Source organism: Paenibacillus sp. ACRRY (assembly GCF_022346995.1).
Taxonomy (GTDB): Bacteria; Bacillota; Bacilli; order Paenibacillales; family Paenibacillaceae; genus Paenibacillus.
On the sequence record NZ_JAKRNM010000019.1, the window covers coordinates 1 to 12,579 of the forward strand.

The 12,579-nt window shown below is 45.4% G+C and carries 9 protein-coding genes; 8 read left to right on the forward strand and 1 reads right to left on the reverse strand.

Going from position 1 to position 12,579, the window contains the following annotated elements; genetic code table 11:
* On the forward strand, positions 1-1,427 hold a 1,427-nt coding region (locus tag MH144_RS29245; RefSeq protein ID WP_481857409.1), incomplete at its 5' end, for a hypothetical protein.
* Between the two features lie 172 nt (positions 1,428-1,599).
* On the opposite strand, the gene MH144_RS29250 is transcribed toward MH144_RS29245, so the two are convergent.
* Positions 1,600-2,691 (reverse strand): GntR family transcriptional regulator, encoded by a 1,092-nt coding sequence (locus MH144_RS29250; protein WP_239305701.1) that lies wholly within the window; start codon positions 2,689-2,691, stop codon positions 1,600-1,602.
* Positions 2,692-3,154: 463 nt separating this feature from the next.
* Between MH144_RS29250 and MH144_RS29255 the strand changes: the two genes are divergently transcribed.
* From MH144_RS29255 to MH144_RS29285, 7 genes are all read left to right on the forward strand, one after another.
* Positions 3,155-4,771, forward strand: a complete 1,617-nt coding sequence (locus tag MH144_RS29255; protein ID WP_239305658.1) for a xylulokinase — start codon at positions 3,155-3,157, stop codon at positions 4,769-4,771.
* Position 4,772: 1 nt separating this feature from the next.
* Positions 4,773-5,468, forward strand: a complete 696-nt coding sequence (locus MH144_RS29260) for an L-ribulose-5-phosphate 4-epimerase (protein WP_095290617.1) — start codon at positions 4,773-4,775, stop codon at positions 5,466-5,468.
* A gap of 311 nt (positions 5,469-5,779) precedes the next feature.
* Positions 5,780-7,204, forward strand: coding sequence for an L-arabinose isomerase (gene araA, locus MH144_RS29265; protein ID WP_239305659.1), 1,425 nt, complete (start codon positions 5,780-5,782; stop codon positions 7,202-7,204).
* Positions 7,205-7,408: 204 nt separating this feature from the next.
* Entirely contained in the window at positions 7,409-8,173 is a 765-nt protein-coding gene (locus MH144_RS29270; RefSeq protein WP_239305660.1) for an AAC(3) family N-acetyltransferase, read from the forward strand.
* 293 nt (positions 8,174-8,466) lie between these two features.
* Positions 8,467-10,164 carry a histidine kinase N-terminal 7TM domain-containing diguanylate cyclase gene (locus MH144_RS29275; RefSeq protein WP_239305661.1) on the forward strand — a complete coding sequence of 566 codons (1,698 nt, stop codon included), beginning with the start codon at positions 8,467-8,469 and terminating at the stop codon, positions 10,162-10,164.
* Between the two features lie 234 nt (positions 10,165-10,398).
* Positions 10,399-11,847 carry a WXG100 family type VII secretion target gene (locus MH144_RS29280; protein WP_239305662.1) on the forward strand — a complete coding sequence of 483 codons (1,449 nt, stop codon included), beginning with the start codon at positions 10,399-10,401 and terminating at the stop codon, positions 11,845-11,847.
* Between the two features lie 41 nt (positions 11,848-11,888).
* Positions 11,889-12,386, forward strand: coding sequence for a hypothetical protein (locus tag MH144_RS29285; protein ID WP_239305663.1), 498 nt, complete (start codon positions 11,889-11,891; stop codon positions 12,384-12,386).
* Positions 12,387-12,579 lie beyond the last annotated feature (193 nt).

Consider the following 12,579-nt stretch of genomic DNA (forward strand, 5'->3'; position numbering starts at 1 on the left):
GAACAAAGTATGAGGCACTCACTGCAACTCAAAAAGCGCTGGTAGGAGATATCACCCGTTTGACGGATGCAGAGGCAGCAATTGCTGAATTGGAAGCCCAAGCCGCAGCGGATCTGGAAGCCGCCAATCTAGTGAAGGCAGCAATTGAAGGCCTACCTGTAAAAGCAGAAGTAGAGCTTGCTGACAAAACAGCGGTGGAAGCAGCGCGAACAAAGTATGAGGCACTCACTGCAACTCAAAAAGCGCTGGTAGGAGATATCACCCGTTTGACGGATGCAGAGGCAGCAATTGCTGAATTGGAAGCCCAAGCCGCAGCGGATCTGGAAGCGGCCAATCTGGTGAAGGCAGCAATTGAAGGCTTACCTGTAAAAGAGGAAGTAGTGCTGACAGACAAAGCAGCGGTGGAAGCAGCGCGAACAAAGTATGAGGCACTCACTGCGACTCAAAAAGCGCTGGTAGGAGATATCACCCGTTTGACGGATGCAGAGGCAGCAATTGCTGATTGGCAAGTAATTGCATTAGCTATAGAGAATTTGAAAGTAACGTATAGTGGAGTCGATGTTTCAGTTTTATTGCCAAACTATCAGGATGGAGCTAATGTTACTTGGTCATTAAAAGATCCAACGCAGTCATCTATTATTGATGTTTTGAATGGTAACATTAACCGCGCTGGTTTAACAACTGATACCGACATCGTGCTCATAGCCAACATTACCTCAGGAATTAAGGCGGTTACTAAGCAATTTAATATTACTGTTCATGCTGAGGTTGCTGAACCTAAGTCTATCCTCAGTAAAGAAATTGCAAATTTCGATTTTACCAATGTCTATGCGACTTCAGCTAGGGAAGAAAGTAACAAAATCACCTCAACAGATTTCAAAACTAACCCTAAACATTTCACAATCAGTGATGGGAATATTACAATACCTGTTGACCTGACCTGGGATATTCCTTTGAATGGTTTCTCTACCGGGCAGGTAGTTGGATCGGCTATCGATAGTTTCATTCAGGACTACTGCAATGCACATGGAATTAATTTGGGGGATCGGACAGTTTATGGATCCGGATTTGAAGACACATTCTTTATATCTACATTTAAGACTGGATCCTCGGCTGCTATAACACTAGGTGGGAACGACTGGTCATTTTTCTTTCAAAATAATCATTGGACCGGCACAGACGAAGATAGTACCAAAAATCGCACGTTTGTTGTCAGTGATGGTGTGAATCAGGCGTCTATTGTATTGCGTCAAAAATTTACCGACATGAGTAACCTGGTAACCTATCTAAATAATCAATTGCAGTCTGCCTCAGTTTCTGTCACAGCTGAGCAAGTAAATGAGAGTCAATTTAAACTTGTATCCAACAGTTTGAATACCGATATAACTATTACCGGAAACGATAAAGAGCAGTTCTTTGATAATTAAGAATTTAAACAAGATATAGTAGTAATAAAGCGAGAACTTATAAGCGAAAAAGGCTGTCGATGAATTCGACGGCCTTTTTGTGCATTTGTAAAATCCTTGAGTGCCACCTATATCTAGTGGTTAAGGAACGAATATTTATGAGTGAGCGGTATGGGATACACCAATTCGTCCCTTACTCCATTTCAATCTCCTTCACCGTCTCACCCTCGACCAGGACAGGCTGGTAATAGGTGTCGGTGGGCAGATCCTTCTTGCCTTGCAGTTTCTTAATGACCCAATCGGCAGCGTCACGGCCCATTTGCTCTTGGGGATGGGTTAGCGTGGTAAGTCTAATGTTGGCGTTCTTGGCGATATACGAGTTGTCCTGTCCAATAATGGATAACTCATCCGGAATGGATATGTCCAGTCTTCGGCAGGCATGCACCACTTCCAGCCCCACCTCGTCGTTATAACACACGATGGCGGTTAGAGCTTCCCTATTATCGTTCAGAAACGTTTCCAGATTAGCGGACAGATCCGGTTTTGAGGCTGTATCGAAAGAGAGCACCTGCTCGGGATGGAACCGTAATTTGGCTTCGCCCAATGCTTTGATATACCCCTTCATCCGGTACTTTCCTTGCAAATCATCCATTTTCGCAATAAGCCCAATCTGAGTATGCCCTTTGGCAATCAATTCTCGGGTGGCAAGATAGCTGGACTGTACGTCATCCAGACAGAAGAAGGGAACCTCCAGCTCTTCGTAAAAGGCATTGATCATCGTAAACGGTACATCCTGCTCCTTAAATGACAGGTAGTACGCAATGTTGGGATTGTACAGATTGCTCTTGGTCGGCTCCACAATCAGGCCATCGACCCCGTAGGAAAGCATCATCTCCAGCGCTTTTTTCTCCTGGGCGACATCGTTATTGGTGCTGGCTAACAGCAGTGAATAATTATCTTCGTTCAGTCGGCTTTCAATGCCGCGAATGATCGAGGGGAAGATGTAATCAGAGATGTACGTCGTGATGACACCAATCGTTTTCTTCATCGTTGTTCCGCCGGATCTCGAGCGGTATTGGTTGCTGACATAGGTGCCAGATCCCTTCTCGCTTCTCAAAAAACCTTCGTTCGACAGCTCCAAAATGGCCTTCCGTACCGTCTGGCGGCTCACATTGTAGCTCTCCTGCAGAGCAGACTCTGTTGGGATCTGTTCGCCCACGTTATATGTACCCGAAAGGATATGACTCTTTATATCATCAATAATGACTTGATATTTTGGCTTCACGCAATCCACTTCTTTCATCATTACTCATCTATAGAAACGTTATGGTTCAAATAGTTGTACGTACATATTTTAGCATGATTCTAGTCTAATGAAAATAAAACCGCATATTTCTCGAAATAAACCGTACAATTCTGGTTTAATTACATGAAACTGTACACTACAGCATACCCTTAAGCGAGCAGGAAAAGACATGCTAAACACTAATTTTATGTTCTTTGTAAGTATAAATATTATATATTATTGACAGATGTACGTACAAAAATTATACTAAGGCTGTCAGAAAAGGAAAGCGCCTTCTTAAATAAGGTTTGCTGCTGTTCATTCACCAGAAGTGATCGCAACAGTAGTAGACATTTTATACGAATTCATAAATTCATCTTATGCCGTTGCAGCTTTGGCTCTTTAACGTAATTACCAGCCTTGGGATGTAAAACGGCGATCTAGAGAGGGGACAACCATGGTTATGAGTCATGAGGAGACGAGAGAGGCGATTGCGAAGGGAGCCACTTCACTCGGCATCGAATTCGGATCGACGCGGATCAAGGCCGTATTGATTAACGAACGTTTCGACACCATCGCATCGGGAAGTTATGAGTGGGAGAATCTCTTGAAAGACGGATATTGGACGTACAACCAAGAGGATATTATTGCAGGCATGCAAACCGCGTATCGCGAGATGAAGCAGGATGTGGAACAGAAGTACGGCATCACGCTGCAAACCATCGGCTCCATTGGGTTCTCCGCCATGATGCACGGATATGTTGCACTGGATCGTACGGGTGAACTGCTGGTACCGTTCCGGACGTGGCGTAATGCGACGACCGGAGTGGCAGCGAAGGAGTTAACAGATCTCCTTCAGTTCAACATCCCGGAACGCTGGAGCATCGCACACTTGTATCAGGCCATATTGAACGATGAGGAGCATCTGCCTCGTATTGATGCCCTGACCACGCTGGCTGGATATATCCACTGGTTGTTAACCGGCAATAAAGCAATTGGAATTGGTGATGCTTCAGGCATTTTCCCAATCGATGAGTCTACACATAACTATCATCCAACCATGATCAAGCAGTTCGACGAACTGATCGCAGGCCGAGGTTACTCATGGACATTGGAAGAGCTTCTTCCCAAGGTACATCTCGCTGGAGAGCATGCAGGTACGTTAACGGATGCTGGAGCCAAGCTGCTCGACCCTGCAGGAGACTTGCAAGCAGGCATTCCGCTATGTCCGCCGGAAGGTGATGCCGGAACAGGCATGGTCGCGACGAACAGCGTAAAAAAACGCACGGGTAATATCTCTGTCGGTACATCCGTCTTTGCCATGATCGTCCTGGAAAATGAGCTGTCCAAAGTGTATCCCGAGATCGATATGGTCACAACGCCGGACGGCAGCCCGGTGGGTATGGTTCATGCCAACAACTGCTCCAGCGACATCAATGCATGGATTGGATTGTTCCGGGAATTCTCTGAGGCCATGGGATACGAGGCCGATAGTGGCAAGCTCTTCAGTGTCTTGTTTAACAAAGCACTTGAAGCGGACCCGGATGGCGGCGGCCTGCTGAGCTACGGATACTATTCTGGCGAGAACATTACGGGGATCGATAAGGGCCGTCCGTTGTTCGTTCGTTCACCTGAAAGCCGGTTTAACCTGGCCAACTTCATGCGTACCCATCTGTTCACAGCCTTCGGTGCACTGAAGATCGGGATGGATATTTTGACGGAAAAAGAACATGTCGCTATCGACGGCATCTTGGCTCATGGTGGCTTGTTCAAAACGCCAGTCGTTGGACAGCGGATTGTTGCAGCCGCGATGAATGTGCCTGTATCCGTCATGTCCACAGCGGGGGAAGGCGGAGCATGGGGCATGGCGCTTCTCGCTTCGTACATGATCAATAAGGATGAGCAGGAGAGTCTGGATGTGTTCCTGGAGCAAAAGGTATTCAGTGATGTCGCTGGAGAGGAAGTAGCACCGAATCCATCGGATGTCAAAGGATTTGAATCATTTATCGAACGCTACCGGAAGGGTCTGGCCATTGAGCAGGCGGCCGTTGATCATCTGGTAGAGAACGGGAGGGACTAAGATGTTAGAGCAACTGAAACAAGAGGTTTATGAGGCGAATCTGGAGCTGCCGAAGCATGGTCTTGTGAAGTTCACTTGGGGTAACGTCAGTGCCATTGATCGGGATAGTGGACTGTTCGTGATCAAACCGAGCGGCGTCAGCTACGATGCCATGAAGCCAAGCGACATGGTCGTTGTCGATCTGGATGGCAATGTGGTCGAGGGCGAGATGAGACCATCCTCGGATACAGCAACTCACGCCGTTTTATATAAGCATTACTCTGAAATTGGCGGGATTGTGCATACGCACTCCACATGGGCGACCATCTGGGCGCAAGCTGGACTGGATGTACCTGTTATGGGAACAACACATGCGGATACATTCTATGGTGCGGTACCTTGTGCACGTTTCCTGAACCAGAACGAGGTTGATCGTGGGTACGAAGCGGAGACAGGACGCGTCATTATTGAAACGTTTGAACAGCGTGGGATTGATGTTATGGCCGTTCCGGCCGTGCTGCTCCATGGTCATGCACCGTTTACCTGGGGGAAAGATGCAAAGGCGGCTGTGGTGAACAGTGTTGTGCTGGAGGAAGTATGCAAAATGAACCTGTATGCGCGGCAACTAAACAACTTCGCCAAAGAACTGCCGCAAGGCATTCTGGATAAACACTATCTGCGGAAACACGGAAAAGACGCGTATTACGGACAGAAGTAATGTGGTTATGTAGCGATCGGTTGATAATATTTCAATCGAATAAGTTGTTTGTTACTACTACCAAAGAAGTTGTATAAAACTTTTACACGATAACGGAGAGTGCAGAACCAATCTGAAGAAGCGAAGCTAAAAGCTTTCTGTAAGAAAGCTACTTCGGAAGGATATACCTCGCGTTTATCACAGGATTTTCCCTTAAAAAAGGGAATAAAAAAATCCAGGGATAACCAGCGATCGGAAGATGGTACTGCAATCAGAGTGATAAGTGTAAACCCATATGTTGAACTATAAAAAAATGAAATGAGGATGATTACATGTCAGCAACAGCAGCAAAGGAATTTTGGTTTGTCGTTGGTTCGCAGCATCTCTATGGTGAAGAAGCATTGGGCGAGGTCAAAGCCAATGCACAGAAGATTACGGATGCCCTGAATGCAAGCGGCGTTCTGCCATACCCGCTCGTATTGCAGGATCTGGCGGTAAGCGCGGATAAAATCACAAGCATCATGAAGGAAGTCAACTACCGCGACGAAGTAGCGGGTGTTATTACTTGGATGCATACCTTCTCTCCAGCGAAAATGTGGATTCGTGGCACAAAATTGCTGCAAAAACCACTGCTTCATCTGGCTACGCAATACAATGAGAGCATTCCTTGGGCCACCATCGATATGGACTTCATGAACCTGAACCAGGCAGCACACGGTGACCGTGAATATGGTTTCATCAATGCCCGTCTGAGAAAACAAAACAAAATTGTCGTTGGTTACTGGGAGCGTCCAGAAGTGCAGCAGCAGGTTGCCGATTGGATGGACGTGGCGGTTGCCTATAACGAAAGCTTCAACATCAAAGTAGCCCGTTTTGGCGACAACATGCGCAACGTGGGTGTAACTGAAGGGGATAAAGTGGAGGCACAGATTCAATTCGGGTGGACGGTCGACTACTTCGGCATCGGTGACCTTGTACAAGTTGTGAATAATGTGACAGAGCAGGAAATTGATGACCTGATCGGCCAATACGCGGAGCTGTATGAATTCGATTATGGTACAAACAGCAAGGAAGCTTGGGAAGCCAGTGTTCGTGTGCAAGCCAGTTATGAAATTGCGATCAAACGTTTCCTCGACGACGGAGGATACAGTGCATTCACTACCAACTTCGAAGATCTGCATGGCATGAAGCAGCTTCCGGGTCTGGCTGTGCAACGCCTTATGGCTCAAGGATATGGTTTTGCTGGAGAAGGTGACTGGAAAACAGCTGCACTTGATCGCTTGCTGAAAGTCATGAGCCATAACGAGAATACGGGCTTCATGGAAGATTACACATACGAAATGGCTGCTGGACAGGAAGCTATCCTTCAATCTCACATGCTTGAAGTAGATCCTACTCTCGCCAGCACCAAACCGAGAATCATTGTGTCTCCACTGGGTATTGGCGATCGCGAAGATCCTGCACGTCTGGTATTCGATGGCAAAGCAGGCGAGGGCGTTGTCGTATCCATGGCTGACTTCGGCACGCATTATAAACTGTTGATCAATGAAGTTTCTGCATTCGAGCCAACTGTACCAGCACCGAATCTGCCCGTGGCACGTGTACTGTGGAACGTGAAGCCAAACTTCCAGGATGGGGTTAAAGCCTGGATCGAAAATGGCGGCGGTCACCACACCGTTGTTTCCTTGAACCTGACAACAGATCAGATCGTAACGTACGCGAAGCTGGTTAACCTGGAATACGTAGTCATTAAATAAACATAAGATAATTTTTATCGTGATTCGACTCATATCCATGATTGCCTAGCGGCCGAGGGGATTCCCTCGGCCCTTTGTCATGCTGTAATGTGGTTGGCAGAGAAGTCACAGTCTGTAGTGCAGTCTCAGGAGGAGCACACCGCTGCGCAACTTAGAGTTTCCTTCATTTTGCTATAATAGCCCAAAGGAGGTTATCGATTCATTATGCATACTCAACAAAGCTTGCTTGATCAGCTTCAAGAGCTTGGCATTGACGGACGAGGTACGTTGCTTGTTCACTCTTCCATGAAAAGTATGGGTGAGGTCGAAGGTAGGGCGGATACCGTACTGGATGCTTTTACAGATTATATGAAGGATGGACTGCTGGTTTTGCCAACCCACACCTGGTCCACCATCAATGCGAGTAATCCAATGTTCCACGTGGAATCATCACCATGCTGCGTCGGGATTCTACCTGAGCTATTTCGAAAACGGCCAGGCGTAGTACGTTCATGGCATCCGACTCACTCGGTTGCAGCATTCGGCCCAGATGGGGTGGCATTCACGAAGGACGATCACCTATATGACACACCATGTGCAAGAGGCTCAGCTTGGGGCAAGCTGCTTGATCGTAAAGCTACCATTCTCCTTGTTGGTGTTGACTTGAAACGAAACACGTTTATCCATGGCGTAGAGGAGTGGGTGGACATTCCGGGGCGTTTAACAGATGAGCACGAGCAGCTCTACACCGTATTGCCAGATGGAACAGAGATTTCAGTACCTTCCCGCAGACATTGTGGGTTGTCGTGGTCGGAGCATTTTTGGAAAGTGGATGAGGTATTACAGCGCCAAGGAGCAATGCGTCAAGGAAAGCTTGGAGACGCTATTGTACGAGTATGTGATGCGGCCAAAGTAGAGGGAGTTATTACAGAGATGCTGAGGGCCAATCCGGATCTTTTCTCGGATAACCTGCCGCTGGCGAAAGAGTAGGCATGTCAGAAAGACCGCTCGGCAACGGGCGGGAGTTTGTTCTTTTTTCAATAGTTAAACGTTCAAAAACACTCACAAATCAGCAAAATAGACGCATAAATAAAGCAGAGCTTGGCTGTATTTCCAGTGTATGGCCTACTCACCCATAGGGGTGTGTGATAAGATATGGTTAATTTAACCAAAACTTTAGTGAGAGAAAGCATTTTATAGTCTGAATCTAGTATTACTTAGTTTTACGAAAACAGCCTAGTTCAATGAAATCGTAGTAGTCGCAACCAAGAAGGAGAAGATTTGTGAACCCATTGGTATGGTATGATCTCTTTTTATTCGTCCTGTTGTTTGGTGTATACGTTTATGTTTTTGCTACCGCTAGAATCACGAACTTACATAAGGTTTACTTTCTATTTCATGGGTTGATGATGCTCTGGCCCTTCTGTCAATTTGCGATCGTGTTGTCGGATAACCCGGGCTGGCAGTTATTTTATGTGACCCTGTCTTTCGTCGCCGTCTCCCTACTTGGAAGTGGTTGGTTGCTGTTGACGATCTTCATTACCGGTTATGCGGATCGATTAGGGACAAAAAGAGTTATGCTGTTGTTCGTACCGGCTATTATTGCAGCCATAGGTGTGATTATCAATCCAGCCAGTTGGTTTGTAACCCCACTGGAGGGTGGGTATGTCGAGCGGGCATATGGCCCATGGTTTTGGGTGGTCATGATTGTTTTGGTGAGCTACTTTGTAGCTTCCCTCTTTATTTTGTTCGGGGCACTTCGCGCCTCCGATAAATCACCAACGATTAAAAAACAGGTGAAAATCACGCTGTGGGGCATATTCGTCCTGGCCGTTTTTGCGGCAATTGATGCCCTCCTAAATGTGGTTCTGCGAGCATGGATACCGTTCATCATTCCCGGACTGACGTCGCTGGGGATTTTTCTGTCGGATTTATTTTTTGTCTATGTTATTAAGCGGTACAATGTCTTCGATCTGGTTTCCATTGCTCATGAGGATGTGATTAATACGATTCCCTATGGCATCCTGGTTTTGGATGAGAATGAGACCATTATTGAAGCAAACAAGGCATCTAGATCCTTTATGGATCTGCATGTTGGGGATTGTTTTGATATGGAGGCATTTCTGGGATCGGTTCGTGTAGAGGGCAGCAGTGGGCCGTTTCTGGATCAGTATAGGGAAAAGGAAAATACCCTGTCTCAGATTGAGATTATTGTGGAGGAGCGTAATATGGAGCGTCATTTTATCCTCCAGACATCTCCAATCGTTGATCATTATCAGATGTCTCTTGGTCATCTTCTGACGTTTCAGGATGTGTCGCAAGAGCGCTACTATGCAAAAGAAATGAATCGACAGAATGAAATGCTTCAGGAACGCAATCATGCGCTGGATCGCATTCGGCAGGAGTTATCCGAGGCTAATCTCAAACTGGAGGAACTAGCGCTTACGGATAGTCTGACTCACTGCTACAATCGCCGTTATCTGACCCAGCAGCTGACGCATGAGGTCATTACGAATGTTCATTATAAGACGCCGTTTTCACTCCTTCTCCTGGATATTGATTACTTCAAGGCAATCAATGATCGCTATGGACATGTCATCGGTGACGAAGTGCTGTACCGCACAGCTCAAGCTGTGAAACAGTCCATTCGAGGCACCGATATCCTAACGCGATATGGCGGAGAGGAGTTCATGATCTACCTTCCGCACACGGAACGCCAGTTAGCTCAAAAAATTGCAGAACGCGTGAGGCTGTCCGTGGAGTCCAACCGTATGGTGGTGAATCATGAGGTTGGACAGGTATCCATTACGATCAGCGTTGGGATTCTTTCTATTGAAGATTTTGAATGTGATTATGTACCGGATAATCCGGAGGGGTACTTGACCCAACTGTTTGCAGCGGTAGACAAGGCACTGTATCAGGCGAAGCAGAATGGGCGGAATAGGATTGAGTTTGCGGAGTTAGAGCGGGGCGTTTCTTGATGAGGTGGGAATAACAACACTTCTATAAATAATGTCTTACAAGTGGCACCAAGCCAAATTGGTGTCATTTGTTTTTTAAACCCTTAACTTGGGTATATGCATATAGGACCATAGGACTGATGAGAGCAGGGTTTTATGCTATTAATTAGGTAAAATCAGGATGTTAGCCGGATGTATTGTGCTTGAAACTTCTGCTAACATAGGTTAATCCTATTTCAATGAGCGGAGATACATATGAGTACAATTAAAGTTACCCCTGAACAACTACATCACGTATCCAATCAGGTAGATCAGGCCAGACAACAATTGGAGGGCATCCGGAGTGATCTGACCAGGCAGATTATGTTCGTCCAGGCGATGTGGATGGGTGCGACGCAGGAACGTTTTTACTATGAGTTTGAGCGATCCAAGCCTATACTGGAGAAAGCATTAGAGAGTATGGTCAACACGTCCAAGGATCTGAAGGATATCGCTACCCGTTTTCAAGAAGCAGATGCGGAGCAGATAAGTTTGGCAGGTGCAACCGGAGCTGTTGGTGCGATGGGGATGACGACAAGATTGATCGGTAATGGAAACCCGGAAGATAAGGGTTATCGGATGGCGTATAACTCAGCATTTGGAGTATGGCTTCCTGTGAATGAGAAAGGCGTTACGGATCAGGCGGCTCTCCAGGCCTATGAGAAGGATAAAGGGAATTTGGATGTAAAAGGCATGCAAGGTCCTATGAACATGGAGCCGCCAGGTGAAGATATCTTCGCACTCCAGATCAAGGCATTTGAGAATGGGATACATCCGTTTACAGGCGAGCCTGTCTCAGATAAATATGCTCAAACAATGGTTACGTCGCTTAAGCTTAGTCAGATTTTTATGGCCGTTTCGATGGTTAAAGGGAGTATGCCGGGCAGCAAAGGTCCGTTCCGTTTGCCATCATCCAACCCAGCTGTGGCGAAGATTAAGCAGCATATTGAGGCTGCTAAAACGAAAAATGGTAAGATAGATGGCAAGACTTCAGGTTTATCAAGAAAGTCTCCTATTGAGACAGAGAATACAATAAGGAAAATAATCTCTGGTGATAATATACAGGACATTCGTAAACATGCAAAAAAAGTGAAAGTTTACGATGATTATTCGGAGATTACTACCCATGATAATAAAGTCATAAAAGTCAATAAACATGAGATGCCGAACTCTTCCTTCGACAAGTTGGATGATCTTATTCTCTTTGAAGATAGCATTTCAGATTACGGTATGAAATCATATGATAAAATTAGGAGCATGCATTTAGAGGATGTTCCGGATGTTGCTAACAATACTGGTTTGAGTGTTTCAGATATAACAGCTTTAAAAAAGCATTTATTTTTGGAGAAACATGAGATCCCGAAGGCTGGAGGCATTCTAATAAAAAAAGAGCATTTCTCGCCTGACGATGAAATAGCATATGCATGGCAGTTGGCCCAAAAGAAAGAACTGACTCAAGCACAGAAGGATTGGTTTAAGCAGCTAGCCGATCATGAACTTACTGAAGCAAAATTGATGAGTGAAGGGATCCCATATAGACGAATTGAGTCATGGTCAGATGAGAGGAAAACATATACTGATCAACCACCTAATGATGGTGCACATAAAAAAGCCCCAGAGCAACCTGAGTATGGAACCTTTGAAGGTTTTGATCCTTTTAAATAATCGTAAAAACCATATGTGAATTTGGAACAGTGGAGGTAATTATGAATCGTTTTTCCGAGGCTCTAGAAAGAATTAACAACATAGATTGGAGCATCTCTGGCAGTGTTGACGTACCGTCAAATATGGCACTAATACAAGAATATATCAGACGAGCAGCCTTATTAATAACGTCCTATGATTTAAAATCTCCATACCCTTTTTTTAAAGCTTCTCATGCAATCGGTCATGACGTTGATCTGGATTTAACAGAAAAATGCCCTGAGTTAGCGAAGCTGACAAACAGTTTTATGAAAGGGACCTGTGAAGCATATTTGGAGTGGGTATTCTTAATTGATTCAGGAAATGAAATAGCATTGAAGTTTAATGATTTGTACGAACCCCTCATTCGATTAATTGAAAGAGGAGGAACCGTTAGAAGACGACACGGAGACATTATTGCTGGGGGCTATGTGTTTCCGTTAGCAAACGCTGACTACATGTCAAAACAAAAACCTATTGATATTAGTGATGAAGGCTTAACAGCATGGGTGAATCAATGATTGTTTTAATTCACAGTACGTGTAAGTTAATTTTAAGGCTATAATCTAAAGCAGGCAAAAAAGAGATTAATAGAATATTGTTCCAATACACCGAGATAAGATAACCCGCTCTCTTTTTGAGAGTCGGGTTTCTTTTGCATTTCAACATAATATTAATCTTGTCAAAACGTAATCATTACGATATGATAATACT